15 protein-coding genes and 1 tRNA gene are annotated in these 18802 nt (G+C 55.3%); all 16 read left to right on the forward strand.

Features of this window, described 5'->3' with window-relative positions; all coding sequences use genetic code 11:
* Nucleotides 1-106 precede the first annotated feature (106 nt).
* A tRNA-Trp gene (locus EI291_RS02365) sits at nt 107-180 on the forward strand.
* Between the two features lie 61 nt (nt 181-241).
* Nucleotides 242-436: a preprotein translocase subunit SecE gene (gene secE / locus EI291_RS02370; RefSeq protein WP_125417653.1), complete on the forward strand. Its 195-nt coding sequence runs from the start codon at nt 242-244 to the stop codon at nt 434-436.
* A 20-nt stretch (nt 437-456) separates the two neighbouring features.
* Nucleotides 457-1023, forward strand: a complete 567-nt coding sequence (gene nusG, locus EI291_RS02375; protein ID WP_125417654.1) for a transcription termination/antitermination protein NusG — start codon at nt 457-459, stop codon at nt 1021-1023.
* 118 nt (nt 1024-1141) lie between these two features.
* Complete coding sequence (gene rplK, locus EI291_RS02380) at nt 1142-1585, forward strand: 50S ribosomal protein L11 (protein WP_125417655.1); 444 nt, start codon at nt 1142-1144, stop codon at nt 1583-1585.
* A gap of 19 nt (nt 1586-1604) precedes the next feature.
* A complete protein-coding gene (gene rplA / locus EI291_RS02385) occupies nt 1605-2300 on the forward strand; it encodes a 50S ribosomal protein L1 (RefSeq protein WP_073281270.1) in 696 nt (231 codons plus the stop codon).
* A gap of 19 nt (nt 2301-2319) precedes the next feature.
* A complete protein-coding gene (gene rplJ, locus EI291_RS02390) occupies nt 2320-2874 on the forward strand; it encodes a 50S ribosomal protein L10 (RefSeq protein ID WP_125417656.1) in 555 nt (184 codons plus the stop codon).
* A gap of 63 nt (nt 2875-2937) precedes the next feature.
* Nucleotides 2938-3315, forward strand: coding sequence for a 50S ribosomal protein L7/L12 (gene rplL / locus EI291_RS02395; protein ID WP_125417657.1), 378 nt, complete (start codon nt 2938-2940; stop codon nt 3313-3315).
* A 292-nt stretch (nt 3316-3607) separates the two neighbouring features.
* Complete coding sequence (gene rpoB, locus EI291_RS02400; protein ID WP_205701561.1) at nt 3608-7483, forward strand: DNA-directed RNA polymerase subunit beta; 3876 nt, start codon at nt 3608-3610, stop codon at nt 7481-7483.
* 326 nt (nt 7484-7809) lie between these two features.
* Nucleotides 7810-12162 carry a DNA-directed RNA polymerase subunit beta' gene (gene rpoC, locus EI291_RS02405; protein ID WP_125417658.1) on the forward strand — a complete coding sequence of 1451 codons (4353 nt, stop codon included), beginning with the start codon at nt 7810-7812 and terminating at the stop codon, nt 12160-12162.
* A 113-nt stretch (nt 12163-12275) separates the two neighbouring features.
* Entirely contained in the window at nt 12276-12629 is a 354-nt protein-coding gene (locus tag EI291_RS02410) for a DUF3467 domain-containing protein (RefSeq protein ID WP_125417659.1), read from the forward strand.
* A gap of 289 nt (nt 12630-12918) precedes the next feature.
* Nucleotides 12919-13347: a 30S ribosomal protein S12 gene (gene rpsL / locus EI291_RS02415; protein ID WP_045688446.1), complete on the forward strand. Its 429-nt coding sequence runs from the start codon at nt 12919-12921 to the stop codon at nt 13345-13347.
* Between the two features lie 86 nt (nt 13348-13433).
* Nucleotides 13434-13901: a 30S ribosomal protein S7 gene (gene rpsG, locus EI291_RS02420; protein ID WP_110976705.1), complete on the forward strand. Its 468-nt coding sequence runs from the start codon at nt 13434-13436 to the stop codon at nt 13899-13901.
* Between the two features lie 105 nt (nt 13902-14006).
* On the forward strand, nt 14007-16148 hold the full coding sequence (fusA, locus tag EI291_RS02425; RefSeq protein WP_125417660.1) for an elongation factor G: 2142 nt from the start codon (nt 14007-14009) through the stop codon (nt 16146-16148).
* A gap of 20 nt (nt 16149-16168) precedes the next feature.
* Nucleotides 16169-16474 carry a 30S ribosomal protein S10 gene (rpsJ, locus tag EI291_RS02430; protein ID WP_022822123.1) on the forward strand — a complete coding sequence of 102 codons (306 nt, stop codon included), beginning with the start codon at nt 16169-16171 and terminating at the stop codon, nt 16472-16474.
* Nucleotides 16475-16648: 174 nt separating this feature from the next.
* Complete coding sequence (locus EI291_RS02435) at nt 16649-17929, forward strand: O-antigen ligase family protein (RefSeq protein ID WP_125417661.1); 1281 nt, start codon at nt 16649-16651, stop codon at nt 17927-17929.
* Nucleotides 17930-18178: 249 nt separating this feature from the next.
* On the forward strand, nt 18179-18799 hold the full coding sequence (gene rplC, locus EI291_RS02440; protein WP_125417662.1) for a 50S ribosomal protein L3: 621 nt from the start codon (nt 18179-18181) through the stop codon (nt 18797-18799).
* Nucleotides 18800-18802: the final 3 nt, after the last annotated feature.

Raw genomic sequence — 18802 nt, forward strand, 5'->3', positions numbered from 1 at the left:
TAATACAGATCCGCCTCCGAAAATTTCGGGGGCGGATTTGTTTTGTGTAAAGAGTTCCATACATTTGCAGTCCCAATCCAGCACCTTGACTGGCTGGGACGCATACACGGGCGTAGTTCAAGGGTAGAATAGAGGTCTCCAAAACCTTTGATGGGAGTTCGAATCTCTCCGCCCGTGCCACAAAAAAACTACGGCTGCTTCGGCAGCCGTAGTTTTACACCCCAAACCGGTGCTTTCTATCATGAGCAAGCTAACCAGATACTTTCAGGAGACATCCGAGGAGATGCGTTACAAAGTAACGTGGCCTTCGCTGGAGGAACTGCAGAAAAGCGCCGGCCTGGTGCTGATTGGTTCTTTGTTGTTTGCTGCCGTGGTAGGCGTGCTGGACGTGGCTTTCAAGGAAAGCCTAGAAGCATTTTATAACTCAGTCCGTTAATCGGGAGATATTCGACGACAATGGGTGAGTTGAAATGGTACGTAGTTCGCTCGGTTAGCGGACAGGAGAAAAAAGCCAAAACCTATCTGGAAACGGAAATTGGCCGTCATGGTCTTTCTGATTTGGTACCGCAGGTACTGATTCCGGTAGAGAAGGTATTCGAAATGCGCAACGGTAAGAAGCGCGTGCGTGAGCGTAACCTGTACCCTGGCTACATCATTATTCACGCCGACCTGACTCACGGGGAAGTAGACCACATTATCACCAGCACGCCTGGCGTAATTGGTTTCCTCAGCGACAAGGAAGGCAAAGCCGCCAACCAGAATACCAAACCTGTTCCCCTGCACATTTCCGAAGTAAACCGCATCCTTGGGATTGTAGATGAAGTGGAGGAGCAGGCAGCTACGCTGGAAACTCCATTCGTGGTAGGTGAACTGGTAAAGATTGTGGACGGTGGTTTCGCGGGTATGTCGGGCACGGTGTCCGAAGTATTCGAGGAACGGAAGAAACTGAACGTTATCGTGAAAATTTTCGGCCGTAGCACTCCCATGGAGCTTAGCTACACGCAGGTCGAGAAGGAAGTATAACTGCCATAACAACGTCACCGGTTATCCGCTCCGGACCGGTGGTGCTTCCACTTTTGGAGCAATTTTCATCTGAGGGCTACTACGTGTTACCGTAGAAACCCGAAGCCTTTTAAACCAAATGGCCAAAGAAATCAGAGGTTATCTGAAGCTTCAGATAAAGGGAGGCGCCGCAAACCCTGCGCCGCCGGTTGGACCTGCACTTGGTAGCAAAGGCCTTAACATCATGGAGTTCTGCAAGCAGTTCAATGCGCGGACCCAGGATAAGGCCGGCCAAGTTTGTCCTGTACTCATCACCATGTACACCGACAAGTCGTTTGACTTCGTGGTGAAGACTCCTCCGGTGCCGGTTCTGCTCATGGAAGCAGCCAAGCTCCAGAGCGGCTCGAAAGAGCCGAACCGTAACAAGGTAGGGTCGGTATCATGGGACCAAGTGCGCACCATCGCCGAGACGAAAATGCCGGACCTCAATGCCTTCAAGGTAGAGTCGGCTATGAAGCAGGTGGCTGGTACGGCTCGCAGCATGGGCATCACCATCTCGGGTACTTCTCCCTTTGCTGAATAATTAACAACGGAGAAGACACATGGCAAAGATTAGCAAAAAGCGCAAGGAAGCCCTTGCCAAGCACGACCTGACCGAAGTTCGGAACTTGGTGGAAGCTGCTAAAGTGGTAAAGGACATCACCTATACCAAGTTTGACGCTTCCGTTGACATCGATGTTCGTCTGGGTGTAGACCCCCGCAAAGCTGACCAGATGGTACGTGGCGTAGCTACGCTGCCCCACGGCACCGGTAAAACGGTTCGCGTTCTGGCCCTGGTTACCGCCGACAAAGAGGCCGAAGCTACTGCAGCGGGTGCCGACTACGTTGGTCTGGATGACTACATCGCCAAGATCGAAAAAGGCTGGACCGATATCGACGTAATCATCACGATGCCGTCGGTAATGGCCAAGGTTGGCCGTCTGGGCCGCGTACTGGGTCCCCGTGGCCTGATGCCGAACCCCAAGTCGGGCACCGTAACCACGGATGTAGCCAAGGCTGTGCAGGAAGTGAAAGCTGGTAAAATCGACTTCAAAGTTGACAAAACCGGTATCATCCACTGCTCGGTTGGTAAAGTGTCGTTCGATGACCAGAAGCTGGCTGAGAATGCCATCGAGGTTATCCAGACGCTGATCCGTCTGAAGCCTTCGTCGGCTAAAGGTACCTACATCAAGAGCATCACGCTTTCGAGCACGATGTCGCCCGCCGTTCCGGTTGACACCACGGTAACTTCCGCCTAATTTTAATCAACACGACGATATGATCCGGGAAGACAAACAAGCCCTCGTCGACGAGTTGAGCGAGAAGTTCCAATCGCACAACGCGTTCTACATTGCCGATGCTTCGGGAATGTCGGTGGCGAAAATCAACGAATTCCGTCGCCTGTGCTTTACGCGCGGCCTGGAGTTCAAAGTGTACAAAAACACGTTCATCCGCAAAGCTCTCGATACCCTAGGTGCCGATACCGCTGAGATGGACGCTGCGCTGAAAGGTCAATCGGGCATCCTGTTCTCGAAAGAGTCGGGTAACGCTCCTGCCAAACTGCTGCAAGACTTCTACAAGTCGCAGAACTACGGCAAGAACGTAGAGCCTAAGCCCGCTCTGAAAGGTGCTTACGTAGATGCTGGCATCTACATCGGCGCTAACCAGCTGGCTAGCCTGAGCACGCTGAAAGGCAAAAACGAGCTTATCGGTGACGTTATCGGTCTGCTCCAGTCGCCCGCCAAGAATGTTATCTCTGCTCTGTCGAGCGGCGGCAGCAAACTGGCTGGTATCCTCAAAACGCTTTCCGAGAAAGAAGAGGTTGCAGGCTAACCGCTGCTCATCTTTTTCACTTTCAATTTCCTTCAACAACCCCCTTTTTAACAATCTACAGAAATGGCAGATTTGAAAGCATTCGCCGAGCAGCTCGTTAGCCTGACGGTAAAAGAAGTAAACGAACTGGCTACTATCCTGAAAGACGAGTATGGCATCGAGCCTGCTGCTGCTGCTCCCGTAATGGTTGCTGGTGGTGCTGGTGCTGCTGCTGACGCTCCTGAGGAGAAAACCTCGTTCGACGTAATCCTGAAGTCGGCTGGTGCTGGCAAACTGGCTGTGGTGAAACTGGTGAAAGACCTGACCGGTCTGGGCCTGAAAGAAGCCAAAGAACTGGTTGACGGTGCTCCTAAAGCCCTGAAAGAAGGTGTTGCCAAAGACGAGGCTGAAGGCCTGAAGAAGCAACTGGAAGAAGCCGGCGCTGAAGTAGAAATCAAGTAGTTTCTGCTGCCTGCTCTTAAAACCAGCAAATAAGGGAGAGGCCTGGCAACTAAGCCAGGTCTTTTCCTGTTTGTAGGCAACAAACTAATAGGAAGTTCGTTTGCACGCCGCTTTGCGGCTTTTCGTGCCTACGGACGCCCCAAGCGCAAGGTTCTGCTTTGCGCTTTCGTGCGCCCGTTACTTCCCTTAACATCTCTCAAGATGGCGGCTTTGCGGCCATCCTGTTCTGGATTCTCCCAGTGTCCATTTCCTAACCCCACATACATTGGCTACACCGAAAGCACAGTCAGGTCTGCAAAAGCTGCAAGCTGCTGACGAGCGGATCAACTTCGCCAAGATTAAAAAGGTTATTGAGTATCCGGATTTCCTGGACGTGCAGGTTCGCTCGTTCATGGATTTCTTCCAGTTGGAAACGGCTGCTGAGAACCGTACCGATGAGGGCCTGTTCAAAGTATTCGCCGAGAACTTTCCGATTTCGGACTCGCGCGAAAACTTCGTGCTGACCTTCCTCGATTACCACGTTGACCCGCCCAAGTACTCGGTTGACGAGTGCATCGACCGCGGCCTCACGTACTCGGTTCCGCTGAAAGCCAAGTTGCGCCTGGTCTGCAATGACTCGGACAACGAGGATTTCGAAACGATTGAGCAGGAAGTGTTCCTCGGGAACATTCCTTACATGACCGAAAAGGGCTCGTTCGTTATCAACGGCGCTGAGCGCGTTATCGTATCGCAGCTGCATCGCTCGCCGGGCGTATTCTTCGCCCAGAGCAAGCACACGAACGGTACCAAGCTGTATTCGGCCCGTATCATTCCGTTCAAAGGCTCGTGGATTGAGTTTGCCACGGACGTGAATAACGTGATGTACGCGTACATCGACCGGAAGAAGAAGTTTCCGGTTACTACGCTGCTGCGCGCCATCGGTTACGGCACCGACAAGGACATCCTCGACCTGTTCGGGCTGTCGGAGGAAGTGAAGGCCGATAAAAAGAACCTCAAAAAAGCCGTTGGCCGCAAGCTGGCCGCCCGGGTGCTACGCACTTGGACGGAAGACTTCGTGGACGAGGACACCGGGGAAGTGGTGTCCATCGACCGGAACGAGGTACTGCTGGAGCGCGACTCTACCATCGAAGAGGAGGACATCGACACGATCCTGAACGCCGGGGCCAAGTCGGTGATTCTGCACCGCGAGAACGTAAACATTGCCGACTACGCAATTATTTACAACACGCTGCAGAAGGACAACTCCAACTCGGAGAAAGAAGCCGTGGAGCAAATCTATCGTCAACTCCGGAACACGGAGGCTCCCGACGAAGAGACGGCCCGCGACATCATCCAGAAGCTGTTCTTCTCGGATAAGCGCTACGACCTTGGGGACGTAGGCCGCTACCGTATCAATAAGAAGCTGGGTATTGACACCGGTTGGGACGCCCGTGTACTGACCAACGAGGACATTGTTCTCATTGTGAAATACCTGATTGGCTTGATCAACTCGAAGGCCATTGTCGATGACATTGACCACTTGAGCAACCGCCGGGTGCGCACCGTGGGTGAGCAGCTCTACGCCCAGTTCGGCGTAGGTCTGGCCCGGATGGCGCGTACTATCAAGGAGCGCATGAACGTGCGTGATAACGAGGACTTCAAGCCGGTTGACCTGATCAACGCCCGGACGCTGTCGTCTGTTATCAATTCGTTCTTCGGCACCAACCAGTTGTCGCAGTTCATGGACCAGACCAACCCGCTGGCCGAGGTGACGCACAAGCGTCGCGTATCGGCTCTGGGGCCGGGAGGTCTGTCGCGGGAGCGGGCTGGTTTTGAAGTACGTGACGTTCACTATACGCACTACGGCCGCCTCTGCACTATCGAAACGCCGGAAGGCCCGAACATCGGTCTAATTTCGTCGCTGTGCGTGCACGCCCGGGTTAACTCGATGGGCTTCATCGAGACGCCCTACCGCACGGTAGAAAACGGCAAGGTAGACACCACGGAAAACGTGAAATACCTGACTGCCGAAGAAGAAGATACCCACCACATTGCGCAGGCCAACGCCCGCATCGATGAGGAAGGTAACTTCATCAACGACTTGGTAAAAGGCCGTTTCGAAGGTGACTTCCCCGTGGTTGGTCCCGATGAATACAGCTACATGGACGTTGCTCCGAACCAGATTGTATCGGTGGCTGCTTCGCTGATTCCATTCCTGGAGCACGATGACGCCAACCGTGCCCTGATGGGTTCGAACATGCAACGTCAGGCCGTACCGCTGCTGCGCGCTGAAGCGCCCATCGTAGGTACTGGTCTGGAAGGCCGCGTGGCCATTGACTCCCGCACCCTGGTAGTTGCCGAAGGTGAGGGCGTGATTGACTACGTAGACGCCAATAAGATTGTGGTGAAGTACGATCTGACGGCCGACGACATCCTCGTAAGCTTCGACGCTGAGAAGATTTCGTACGACCTGATCAAGTTCCGTCGTACCAACCAGGATACCTGCATCAACCTTACCCCCATCGTGAAGAAGGGTGAGCGGGTGAGCAAAGGACAGCCCCTGTGCGAAGGCTACGGCACGAACAAAGGTGAGCTGGCTCTGGGCCGCAACATGCAGGTGGCTTTCATGCCGTGGCAAGGCTACAACTTCGAAGATGCTATTGTTATTTCGGAGCGTGTAGTTCGCGACGACATCTTCACCTCGATTCACATTGAGGAGTTTGAGCTGGAAGTGCGCGAGACCAAGCGTGGCGAAGAAGAGCTGACATCGGAAATTCCGAACGTGAGCGAAGAAGCCGTGCGTAACCTCGACGACAACGGCATCATTCGTCTGGGTGCTGAGGTGCGCGAAGGCGACATCCTCATCGGTAAGATTACGCCTAAGGGCGAAACCGACCCGACCCCGGAAGAGAAGCTGCTCCGTGCCATCTTCGGCGACAAAGCCGGCGATGTGAAGGATGCCTCACTTAAGGCGCCACCGTCCCTGAACGGGGTGGTAATCGGCACCAAGCTGTTCTCGCGTCCGAAGAAAGACAAAAACCTGCGGGCCAAGTCGAAGAAGGAAGTAGAGGAGCTGAAGGAGTCTTATGCCCGTGAACTGCGTGGTATTAAGGCAGTGATGATCGAGAAGCTGGTGGATTTGCTGGAAGGCAAAACCTCACAGGGCGTAAAGCACAAGTTCGGCGACGAAATCCTGACCAAAGGGGCCAAATTCGGCAAGAAGAACATCTCTGATGCCCTCTTCCCCGAGAAGAACCCCTACAAGGATGAGAGCAACTACGCCGTGCCGGAAGAGGTGAACATGTTCAAAGACCTCATTCTGGAAAATTGGACCGCCGATGCCCGCGTGAATGGTATGGTGCTGGAACTGGTGAAAAACTACACCAAGAAGCGCAACACCATCACGGCCCGCTTCAAGCGTGACCGGTTTACGCTGGAGGTTGGCGACGAGCTGCCCGCCGGTATCGTACAGCTGGCCAAAGTGTACATCGCCAAGAAGCGCAAGCTGAAGGTAGGTGACAAGATGGCCGGTCGTCACGGTAACAAAGGGGTAGTAGCCCGCATCGTGCGCGACGAGGACATGCCCTTCCTGCCCGACGGCACCCCGATGGACATCGTACTCAACCCGCTTGGTGTACCGAGCCGGATGAACATCGGTCAGATTTACGAGACCGTACTGGGCTGGGCCGGCCTGAAGCTGGGCCGCACCTACGCTACCCCCATTTTCGACGGTGCTACCGAAGAGGAAGTATCGAAAGAACTGGCGGAAGCCGGGCTGCCGCACTTCGGCCGTGCTTACCTGCACGACGGTCTGACGGGTCAGCGCTTCGATCAGCCGGTAACCGTGGGCGTGATTTACATGCTCAAGCTCGGTCACTTGGTTGACGACAAGATGCACGCCCGTTCCATCGGGCCGTACTCGCTCATCACGCAGCAGCCGCTGGGTGGTAAAGCGCAGTTCGGTGGTCAGCGCTTTGGTGAGATGGAAGTGTGGGCGCTGGAGGCCTTCGGGGCGTCCAACGTACTGCAGGAAATCCTCACCGTGAAGTCGGATGACGTGGTAGGTCGTGCCAAAGCGTACGAAGCCATTGTAAAAGGCGACGTACTGCCCAAGCCGAATATCCCTGAGTCATTCAACGTACTCATTCACGAGTTGCGTGGTCTGGCCCTGGAAATCACGCTTGACTAAGGTTTGAAAGAAGTGGCTGCTGATGCGCAAGTATCGGCAGCCACTTTTCAAGTCTTCTCATAATAGAGTACTGCAGTTGAAGCCGTCGGTGTCGTTCCGAGATAAGGTCAGAACGACATCAACGCCGACAGCCAACGCCGCAAACCGGTTCAGCTCGCTGAGCCACCCGCATACCAGACCTGGCGAAGAACTACTGCGCGGCGTACCTATCCGACCCGCAGAGCACTTTTCGCAGAGTCGAACTGTTACGTTCTTTCTGACCTCTCTTAAGAGGGGCAGAGCCAACGGACAGAAAACAAGCCACCAGCTAACAACAGCTACCCTACATGGCGTTTGCAAAAAACAAGAAACTGGTACAGGACTTCTCGAAAGTTACCATTTCGCTGGCCTCGCCCGAATCCATTCTGGAGCGGTCGAACGGTGAAGTAGTAAAGCCCGAGACGATCAACTACCGGACGTACAAGCCCGAGATGGGCGGCCTGTTTTGCGAGCGGATTTTCGGTCCCGTGAAGGACTGGGAATGCCACTGCGGCAAATACAAGCGGATTCGTTACAAAGGCATCATCTGCGACCGTTGCGGCGTGGAGGTGACCGAGAAGAAAGTACGTCGGGAGCGGATGGGCCACATCGAACTGGTGGTGCCCGTAGCGCACATCTGGTACTTCAAGTCCCTGCCCAATAAAATCGGCTACCTGCTGGGCCTGCCCACCAAGAAGCTCGATCAAATCATCTATTACGAGCGGTATGTAGTAGTACAGCCGGGCGTACTGGGCGAAGAAGGCGTGCAGCAGCTCGACTTCCTCACCGAAGATGAATACCTCGACATCATCGACAAGCTCCCCCGCGAGAACCAGATGCTGCCGAACGAGGACCCCAACAAGTTCATCGCCCGCATGGGTGCCGATGCCCTGCAACTCCTGCTGGAGCGCATCAACCTGGACGAGCTGAGCTACTCGCTGCGTGACTCTGCCGCTCACGAAACTTCGCAGCAGCGTAAAGCTGAGGCCTTGAAGCGTCTGCGTGTAGTAGAAGCTTTCCGTGACGCCGCTACCCGCGTGGAAAACAAGCCCGAGTGGATGGTCATCCGCATGGTGCCCGTTATTCCGCCGGAGCTGCGTCCCCTCGTTCCGCTGGATGGTGGCCGTTTCGCTACTTCCGACCTGAACGACCTGTACCGTCGCGTCATCATCCGCAACAACCGCCTCAAGCGCCTGATCGAAATCAAGGCTCCCGAGGTGATTCTGCGGAACGAGAAGCGCATGCTACAGGAAGCCGTTGACTCCCTGTTCGACAACTCGCGTAAGGTGAATGCCGTGCGCGCCGAAGGCAACCGCGCCCTGAAGTCGCTGTCCGATATGCTGAAAGGCAAGCAGGGCCGCTTCCGTCAGAACCTGCTCGGTAAGCGTGTCGACTACTCCGGTCGTTCGGTTATCGTGGTAGGCCCCGAGCTGAAACTGCACGAGTGCGGCCTGCCCAAGAACATGGCCGCCGAGCTGTTCAAGCCGTTCATCATCCGCAAGCTCATCGAGCGCGGCATCGTGAAAACGGTAAAGTCGGCCAAGAAGATTGTGGACCGCAAGGACGCCGTGGTATGGGACATCCTGGAAAATGTGCTGAAAGGCCACCCAGTGCTCCTGAACCGGGCCCCTACGCTTCACCGTCTGGGTATCCAGGCGTTCCAGCCCCGCCTCATCGAGGGCAAAGCTATCCAACTGCACCCGCTCGTTTGTACGGCCTTCAACGCTGACTTTGACGGTGACCAGATGGCTGTGCACGTGCCCCTCGGGCCGGCTGCTATTCTGGAAGCCTCCATGCTCATGCTGGCCTCGCACAACATCCTGAACCCGGCCAACGGCGCACCCATTGCGGTACCGTCGCAGGACATGGTACTCGGGCTGTACTACGTGACCAAAGGCAAGCGCAGCACCGAAGACGAGCAGATCCAGGGCGAAGGCCGCATGTTCTACTCGGATGAGGAAGTTGTAATTGCTCTGAACGAAGGTCAGCTGTCGAAGCACGCCTATATCAAGGTGCGCACGCAGGTTCGTGACGAGGATGATAACCTCGTCACGAAAATCATCGAGACGGTAGCCGGCCGCGTACTGTTCAACCAGCTGGTGCCGGTTGAGGTAGGTTTCGTGGATGAGCTACTGACCAAGAAGAAGCTGCAGCAAATCATTTCGATGGTGTTCAAGCGGACCGGCATGGCCCGCACCGCGCAGTTCCTCGACGACATCAAGACGCTGGGTTTCCAGTCGGCTTACAAAGGTGGTCTGTCGATGGGTCTGGGCGACATCAACATCCCCGCCGAGAAAGATATCCTCGTAGCGCAGGCGCAAGCCGACGTGAAAGCCGTAACCCAGAACTACCAGATGGGTCTGATTACGGACAACGAGCGTTACAACCAGGTTATCGACATCTGGACCCGCATCAACAACCAAATCACTGAAACCCTCATGGGTCGCCTCGAGAAGGAGAACCAAGGCTTCAACTCGATTTACATGATGATGCACTCCGGGGCCCGTGGTTCGCGCGAGCAGATCCGTCAGCTCGGCGGTATGCGGGGTCTGATGGCCAAGCCGCAGAAGTCGCTGCAGGGTTCGGTAGGTGAGATTATCGAAAACCCGATTCTGTCGAACTTCAAAGAAGGCCTCGACGTAATCGAGTACTTCATCTCGACCCACGGTGCTCGTAAAGGTCTGGCTGACACGGCTCTGAAGACGGCTGACGCCGGCTACCTGACCCGTCGTCTGGTAGACGTGTCGCAGGACGTAATCGTGAACGAAGTAGACTGCGGTACCCTCCGTGGCATCGAAACCTTCGCGCTGAAAGACAACGAGGACGTCGTAGAGCCCCTGGCCGAGCGTATCCTGGGCCGCGTAGCCGTTCACGACATCGTGGACCCGCTGACGGACGAAGTGATTCTGCCCGCCGGTGAGGAAATCACCGAGGAGGTAACCCGTCGTATCGATGCAACCAGCATCGAATCGGTGGAAATCCGCTCGGTACTGACGTGCGAAAGCAAGCGTGGTATCTGCGGTAAGTGCTATGGCCGTAACCTGTCGTCGGGCCGCATGGTACAGAAAGGGGAGGCTGTAGGCGTAATTGCTGCTCAGTCGATCGGTGAACCCGGCACCCAGCTGACCCTGCGTACCTTCCACGTAGGTGGTACGGCTTCCAACATTGCCGTTGAAGCCAGCCTGCGCGCCAAGTTCGCTGGTGTAATTGAGTTCGAAGACATCCGCACTGTGGAAACCGCCAACGCCGATGGCGAGCCGGTGAAAGTAGTGATGGGTCGCTCGGGCGAGATTCGCATCGTGGAGAAAGGCACCGGCAAGGTGTTCATCTCGAACCACGTACCGTATGGCTCATTCCTGCTCGTAAACGAAGGTCAGGAAGTAGAGAAAGGCCAGGAGCTGAACAACTGGGACCCCTACAACGCCGTTATTCTGGCCGAGTTTGATGGTACCGTTCAGTACGACGCCATCACCGAAGGCATCACCTACCGCGAGGAGTCGGACGAACAGACCGGTCACCGCGAGAAAGTGATTATCGAATCGAAGGCCAAGGACCAAAACCCGGCCATCATCGTGCGCCCCGGCAAAAAGGGCGACATGGAAGGTTCGAAAGGCTACTCCATTCCGGTGGGTTCTCACTTGAACGTGGAGAACGGCGAGAAAATCAAGGCTGGTCAGATCCTGGCTAAGATTCCGCGTGCCGTGGGCAAAACCCGCGACATTACCGGTGGTCTGCCCCGTGTTACGGAACTCTTCGAAGCCCGTAACCCCTCGAACCCGGCCGTTGTGGCCGAAATCGACGGTGTAGTAACCTACGGTACGGTGAAGCGTGGTAACCGTGAAATCTTCGTGGAGTCGAAAGACGGCGTGAAGAAGAAGTACATGGTGCCGCTGTCCAAGCACATCCTCGTGCAGGACAACGACTTCATCCGCGCTGGCTCGCCGCTGTCCGATGGTGCCATTACCCCGTCCGATATCCTGAACATTCAGGGACCCGGCGCGGTGCAGGAATACCTCGTGAACGAGATTCAGGAAGTATACCGCTTGCAGGGTGTGAAAATCAACGATAAGCACATCGAGGTGGTAGTTCGCCAGATGATGCAGAAAGTGGTTATCCTCGATGCCGGCGACACGACCTTCCTAGAGCACCAGGTAATCGACAAGATTATCTTCATGGAGGAAAACGATACCATCATCGACATGAAGGTGGTAACGAATGCCGGCGACTCGTCGAACCTGAAGCCCGGCCAGATTGTAACGGCTCGTCGCCTGCGCGACGAGAACAGCAGCCTGCGCCGCCGCGACTTGCAACTGGTAGAAGTACGCGACGCTCAGCCGGCCGTATCTCGCCCCACGCTGCAGGGTATCACCCAGGCTTCGCTGGGTACCCAGTCGTTCATCTCGGCCGCATCCTTCCAGGAAACGACCAAGGTGCTGTCGGAAGCTGCCATCCGTGGCAAGGCCGACGAGCTGCTGGGCCTGAAGGAGAACGTAATCGTAGGTCACCTCATCCCGGCTGGTACCGGTCTGCGCGAGTACACGCGTCAGATTGTGGGCTCGAAGGAAGAGCTGGAAGCCGCTCAGGCTGCCAAAGCCGACGAGACGCCTGCTCCCGCCAAGCGTGGCGCCCGCGCCTCGCGTCGCGAGTCGGTTTCGGAGTAATCTGAATCGGAGTAAATAAGAGAAGCCGGCTGGGGAAACCCGGCCGGCTTTTTCTTTTATTCGTATTTGCAACTTCATGCGCTGCTTGGCGGCGCCACATTCTGCCCTACTTTATGGCCCAAGTAACCCAACCCGAAAACACGCCCGAAACCATCCAGCCCCAAGACCCCAACGCCATCAGCATTGAGCTGTCGGAGGAAATTGCCGAGGGCGAGTACGCCAACCTCGCCATGATTGCCCACAGCAACAGCGAGTTTGTGATTGACTTCATTCGGCTGATGCCCGGTTTGCCCAAAGCCAAGGTTAAATCCCGCATCATCCTCACGCCGGAGCACGCCAAGCGGCTGGTAGCCGCCCTGAATGAGAACATCGAACGGTTCGAGCAGGCCAACGGTACCATCAAAGAGCAACCCACCGACGGGCCATTGTACCCGATGGGCTTCGGCGGAAAGATGGGAGAGGCATAAAACCTCGGAATAATACAGCACATGGAGCGGCTTTTATCGGGAAGATAGAAGCCGCTTCTGCGTTGAGTGCAAAACCTGCTGAATGAATGCACTGCGGCGCTGCCGGTGAGTGGCCGCTTGGCATTACCAGCCGAATCAGCTTCATGAGCCGGTGGGAGAGGGCAGGTTGGCGGGCATGGGAGCACTCTAAAATTAACTAATTCAACCTGTTTGCTATTTGCCGCCAACTTACCTACCTTTGCAAGCCTAATTTTTGGGAGAGAACCCTCCTTGACAAAACCTACCGTAGATGCCTACCATCAACCAGTTAGTACGAAAAGGCCGCGAGAAGCTGACGACTAAGTCGAAGTCGCCGGCTCTGGATTCGTGCCCGCAGCGCCGTGGCGTTTGCACCCGTGTGTACACCACCACGCCTAAGAAGCCGAACTCGGCTATGCGTAAAGTGGCCCGTGTGCGCCTCACCAACGGCAAAGAAGTTAACGCCTACATCCCCGGTGAAGGCCACAACCTGCAGGAGCACAGCATCGTGCTGATCCGTGGTGGCCGTGTGAAAGACCTTCCCGGCGTACGTTACCACATCATCCGTGGCGCTCTTGACACCGCCGGCGTAAACGGCCGTCTGCAGCGTCGCTCGAAATACGGCGCTAAGCGTCCGAAGCCCGGCCAGGCTGCAGCAGCTGGCAAAGGCGGCAAACCAGCTCCCGGCAAGAAAAAATAAGTGAAACCGAGGGCGGCAGCGCCCGGCGCCGGCTAGCAAATGGTTCTTAGCCTGTTGCCTGCTGTCCGTCGCTCATTTCTACACCCATGAGAAAGTCAAAACCAAAAAAGCGTATTCTCCTGCCCGACCCTAAGTTCAAGGAGACGCTGGTAACCCGTTTCGTCAACTACATGATGTACGACGGGAAGAAAAACCTGGCCTACACCATTTTCTACGATGCCTGCGAACTGGTTGAGCAGCGCACCAAAGAAAGCGGCCTGGAAATGTGGCGTAAGGCCCTGAACAACGTAATGCCGACCGTGGAGGTGAAAAGCCGCCGCGTAGGTGGTGCTACCTTCCAGGTGCCCACCGAGGTTCGTCCGGACCGTCGTATTGCTGTTGGCTCGAAGTGGCTGATTCAATATGCTCGTCGTCGTGGTGAGAAAACCATGAAAGACAAGCTGGCTGGCGAAATCATTGCCGCCGCCAAAGGTGAAGGTGCTGCCGTAAAGAAAAAAGACGACACGCACCGGATGGCAGAAGCCAACAAGGCTTTCTCGCACTTCCGCTTCTAATCAGACCAGCAGGAAGACTAGAAGTTTGGCGCGGCTGGAATGCGAAATGCATTTTTCGCGTTCTGCCAGCTCAACTACGAAACTTCCTACGTCACAACAAAAGCAATGGCTGTTAATCAAGATCTGCAATACCTCCGGAACATCGGGATTATGGCGCACATCGACGCCGGTAAGACCACCACGTCGGAGCGCATTCTCTACTATACCGGTAAAACCCACAAAATCGGGGAGGTGCACGAAGGTGCTGCCACGATGGACTGGATGGAGCAGGAGCAGGAGCGTGGTATCACCATCACGTCGGCTGCTACTACTACCTTCTGGAACTACCCGACCGTACAGGGCGACCCGACTCCGGAGACCAAGCAATACAAAATCAACCTGATCGATACCCCCGGTCACGTGGACTTCACCGTAGAGGTGGAACGCTCCCTGCGTGTACTGGACGGTGCCGTAGCTCTGTTCTGCGCCGTTTCGGGCGTTGAGCCGCAGTCGGAAACCGTATGGCGTCAGGCTGACAAATACAAAGTGCCCCGCATCTGCTTCGTCAACAAGATGGACCGTGCCGGCGCTGACTTCTTCAAAGCCGTAAACGAAATCAAAGACAAGCTGGGTGCTAACCCCGTGCCTCTGCAGATTCCGATTGGCGCTGAAGATACTTTCAAAGGTGTAGTTGACCTGCTGACTGGCAAAGCCATCGTGTGGGACGACGCCACCCAGGGCAAAACCTACAAGGAAGTTCCGGTTCCCGAAGACCTCGTGGACACGGTAGCCGAGTGGCGTGAGAAGCTCGTGGAAAGCGTAGCCGAGTACGATGACACGTTGATGGAGAAATTCTTCGACGATCCGGACTCCATTACCCGTGAGGAAATGATGACGGTAATCCGCAAAGCGGTTATCGACATGAAGTTCTCGCCCGTAATGTGCGGCTCGGCCTTCAAGAACAAAGGTGTTCAGGCTATGCTGGACGCGGTAATGGCTTACCTGCCTTCGCCGCTGGACATGCCCGCCATCATCGGTACCAACCCCGACACCGGCGAGGAAGTAGAGCGTCACCCTGACAACTCGGAGCCCTTTACCGCTCTGGCGTTCAAAATTGCTACCGACCCCTTCGTAGGTCGTCTGTGCTTCTTCCGCTGCTACAGCGGTCAGCTCGACGCTGGTTCGTACGTGCATAACAACCGCACGAACAAGAAGGAGCGTATCTCGCGCCTGATGCAGATGCACTCCAACAAGCAGAACCCCATCGACAAAATCCAGGCTGGTGACATTGCTGCCGGCGTGGGTTTCAAAGACATCAAAACCGGTGATACGCTGACCGACGAGAAGTCGCGCGTGGTACTGGAGTCGATGAGCTTCCCCGAGCCCGTAATCGGCTACGCCATTGAGCCCAAAACTCAGGCCGACGTTGATAAAATGGGTATGGCTATTGCCAAACTGGTAGAAGAAGATCCCACCCTGGTAGTGCAGACGGACCCCGAGACGGGCCAGACGGTACTGAAAGGCATGGGTGAGCTTCACCTTGAAATTATCATCGACCGGATGCGTCGTGAGTTCAAGGTTGAAATCAACCAGGGTGCTCCCCAGGTAGCTTACAAAGAGGTTCTCACCAAAACGGTTGAACACCGTGAGACCTACAAGAAGCAGACGGGTGGTCGTGGTAAATTCGGTGACATCGTATTCGAACTCGGTCCGAAACTGACCGATCCGGAGAAACCCGGTCTGGAGTTCGTAAACGACATCACGGGTGGTGTTATCCCCCGCGAATTCATTGCGCCGGTTCAGAAAGGTTTCGAAGAAGCCATGAAGAACGGTCCGCTGGCGGGCTTCCCCATCGAAGGCATGCGCGTGCGTCTGTTCTTCGGTTCGTACCACGACGTTGACTCGGACGCCCTGTCGTTCGAACTCGCTGCCCGTGGTGGTTTCCGTGAAGCTGGTAAGCAAGCTGGTCCAAAACTGCTCGAGCCGATCATGGCTGTAGAAGTTGTTTCGCCGGACGAGTACACCGGCTCGGTAACGGGTGACCTGAACCGTCGTCGTGGCATCATGAAAGGTATGGACACGAAAGGTGGTGCCAACGTTATCAAGGCTGACGTTCCGCTGTCGGAGCTGTTCGGCTACGTAACGTCGCTGCGTACCATCTCTTCGGGCCGTGCTTCCGCCTCGCTGACGTTCTCGCACTACGACCAAGTGCCTGCTAACTTGGCCGAAGGCATCATTGCTAAGCAAAAGGGTAACGCCATTCGCTAATACCGCTTTCATTCAAAGACATGAACCAGAAAATTCGCATCAAACTCAAATCCTACGACCACAACTTGGTGGACAAATCGTCGGAGAAGATTGTGAAGGCGGTAAAGGCCACGGGCGCTATCGTAAGCGGCCCCATTCCATTGCCGACCGACAAGGAAAAATTCACCGTTCTTCGTTCGCCCCACGTGAACAAGAAGTCGCGTGAGCAATTCCAGCTCTGCACCTACAAGCGCCTCGTGGACATCTACTCGACTTCGTCGAAGACGGTAGATGCCCTGATGAAGCTGGAACTGCCCAGCGGCGTTGACGTTGAAATCAAAGTCTGAGGACTGATTTCAACCGATAGGTAAGACAAACGCTCCACTGGTTCTTCGGAACCGGTGGAGCGTTTTCTGTTTTTATTGATGCAACTTGTCCCTTAAGTAAAGGCTCGTTGTACCGTGGAGCTTCCGGCCGACGTTACGTAGCACCGCCGTCCAGTAGGCTCCTTACTCCATTTCATGGCATTTTCGTTAAGGTCCGAATTGACTATTCCCCGGCTGTTGGTCGCAGCCACTTTTTTCAGTGCCTGCACCATCGTGGGCTTATTCACCAGTAGCTTTTTTCGGGTGCTGCCCAGCATCGGCATGATTGGTATGGCGGCTACGGGGCTTACCTGCTTCCTGCTGCACGGCCAACATTACCAGCGCACTAACCGAAGCAACTACCTTCCGTTCCTGCTGATTTTTCTGGTCCACGCCAGCGCCGGGGTCCTTACTTCCTCCGCCAGGATAGGGGAGTACATTCGGGATTTGGTATTACAACTGCCATTCCTCGTCCTGCCCCTGGCATTCTGGCTGCTGCCGCCATTGCCGACGCGTAACCTGCGGTTTCTGTGGCTGCTGCTGATTGGTACAACAGCGCTGGCAGCCTTGTTAAGCACAGGCAACTATCTACTGCATTTCGACCAGATCAACGAGATGTACCTGCGCTCCAAAGTAATGCCCACCGAGCCGGACCACATACGTTTCAGCCTTTTGGTCACGCTTTCCGTAGCCGCTGGTGTCTGCCTGTTGGCCCACCGGAGCGTAGTGGGAAAAGGAGCCATGGGATTATGGGCCCTTGTCATCTGTCTGGCTTTCTACCAGCACCTGCTGGCCGTACGCAGCGGGCTCGTCACGCTATACGTTATGGCTGTAGTGGCACTGCTGTGGCTGGTTTTCCGGACGCGGCAGTATCAGCAGGCGCTGCTGCTGGCTGCTGGGTTGGTTTTTGTTCCGGCCGTGAGCTACTCACTGTTTCCGACGCTACGGAATAAATCAGCCAACACCCGGGAGGACATGGGCCAGGTGGATAATACAGCTTCCGCCAACAATTACTCCTTGGTTGGCCGGGTGTACTCCTATAAAGTGGCGCTGGAAGTGGTGAAGGATAACCCGTGGTTTGGCGTAGGCCGCGCCGATATTGAACCGGAAATGGCCCTACGGTACCAGCGCGACTATCCCAATATTCGTCCGAATTTCTATATCCAGCCGCACAACCAGTTTCTGTTCTCAGCGGTGGCCTTCGGGTTGATTGGCTTGGTAGTGTTTATCGTCGGCTTCTACTACGCGGGCCTGAGTGTATGGCCCCGGTACGCACCACTGCTGTTGGCGCAGTACGTTATCGTCACACTTTCCTTTCTGGTTGAATACACGCTGGAAACGCAGATAGGATTGGGGTATGCGCTGTTTTTCATCTTGCTGGCGTTGGAAGGCCAGAAGCCGGTTCCGCAGCCGGAAGGGGAGTGGCGGCCGGTATAGACCTCCTGTAAAATTGGGTAAACAAATGCCAGTTGGTACGCATACCGGCTGGCATTCGGCTTTATACTCTGGTAAATACACCGTATTGTCTTCGGTTGTAAGCGTGCAGCGAGGAGCTAACTATCTAGCTCTTAAAATATTTCGGGAGGTAGTTAGATTATGACCTAACAATTTCCTAGCTTTGCACTCCATTTCCGAAAACGCCACTTGGGCGTTTTCAAGTGTGTCTTTTTCTAAAACCCCAATCGAATGCCTGGCATCATCGGTAAAAAAATCGGTATGACAAGCCTCTTCACTCCGGACGGGAAGAACATTCCCTGCACGCTCATCGAAGCGGGTCCGTGCGTAGTGACGCAGGTTAAGACCATCGAAACGGACGGCTACACGGCCATCCAGCTCGGCTACGGCGAGAAAAAGGCGAAGAACACCACCAAAGCACTGGCTGGTCACTTCGCTAAAGCCGGAACCACCCCCAAGAAAAAACTCGTTGAGTTCCGCACCGACGAGACCAGCAGCTTCGCTGCCGGCGCTACCATCGACGCTACCCTTTTCGAAGAAGGCGAATTCGTTGACGTAGTAGGTACCTCCAAAGGTAAAGGCTTCCAGGGCGTTGTAAAGCGTTACAACTTCGCTGGTGTTGGTGGCCAGACTCACGGTCAGCACAACCGCGGCCGTCACCCCGGTTCTATCGGTGCCTGCTCCTGGCCTTCGCGCGTATTCAAAGGAATGCGCATGGGTGGCCGCATGGGCAACGACCGTGTGAAAGTGCAGAACCTGAAGGTGATGCGCATTGTAGCCGACAAAAACCTCATCGTGGTGAGCGGCTCGGTTCCCGGTGCCAAGAACTCTTTCGTGGTCCTGGAAAAATAAGCT

The organism is Hymenobacter rigui (genome assembly GCF_003944715.1).
Classification (GTDB): Bacteria; Bacteroidota; Bacteroidia; order Cytophagales; family Hymenobacteraceae; genus Hymenobacter; species Hymenobacter rigui.

What these genes read in the sequence shown, in the direction of transcription:
- secE (WP_125417653.1), top strand. Translation starts at nt 242, where the DNA reads ATGAGCAAGCTAACCAGATACTTTCAGGAGACATCCGAGGAGATGCGT.
- nusG (WP_125417654.1), top strand. Translation starts at nt 457, where the DNA reads ATGGGTGAGTTGAAATGGTACGTAGTTCGCTCGGTTAGCGGACAGGAG.
- rplK (WP_125417655.1), top strand. Translation starts at nt 1,142, where the DNA reads ATGGCCAAAGAAATCAGAGGTTATCTGAAGCTTCAGATAAAGGGAGGC.
- rplA (WP_073281270.1), top strand. Translation starts at nt 1,605, where the DNA reads ATGGCAAAGATTAGCAAAAAGCGCAAGGAAGCCCTTGCCAAGCACGAC.
- rplJ (WP_125417656.1), top strand. Translation starts at nt 2,320, where the DNA reads ATGATCCGGGAAGACAAACAAGCCCTCGTCGACGAGTTGAGCGAGAAG.
- rplL (WP_125417657.1), top strand. Translation starts at nt 2,938, where the DNA reads ATGGCAGATTTGAAAGCATTCGCCGAGCAGCTCGTTAGCCTGACGGTA.
- rpoC (WP_125417658.1), top strand. Translation starts at nt 7,810, where the DNA reads ATGGCGTTTGCAAAAAACAAGAAACTGGTACAGGACTTCTCGAAAGTT.
- EI291_RS02410 (WP_125417659.1), top strand. Translation starts at nt 12,276, where the DNA reads ATGGCCCAAGTAACCCAACCCGAAAACACGCCCGAAACCATCCAGCCC.
- rpsL (WP_045688446.1), top strand. Translation starts at nt 12,919, where the DNA reads ATGCCTACCATCAACCAGTTAGTACGAAAAGGCCGCGAGAAGCTGACG.
- rpsG (WP_110976705.1), top strand. Translation starts at nt 13,434, where the DNA reads ATGAGAAAGTCAAAACCAAAAAAGCGTATTCTCCTGCCCGACCCTAAG.
- fusA (WP_125417660.1), top strand. Translation starts at nt 14,007, where the DNA reads ATGGCTGTTAATCAAGATCTGCAATACCTCCGGAACATCGGGATTATG.
- rpsJ (WP_022822123.1), top strand. Translation starts at nt 16,169, where the DNA reads ATGAACCAGAAAATTCGCATCAAACTCAAATCCTACGACCACAACTTG.
- EI291_RS02435 (WP_125417661.1), top strand. Translation starts at nt 16,649, where the DNA reads ATGGCATTTTCGTTAAGGTCCGAATTGACTATTCCCCGGCTGTTGGTC.
- rplC (WP_125417662.1), top strand. Translation starts at nt 18,179, where the DNA reads ATGCCTGGCATCATCGGTAAAAAAATCGGTATGACAAGCCTCTTCACT.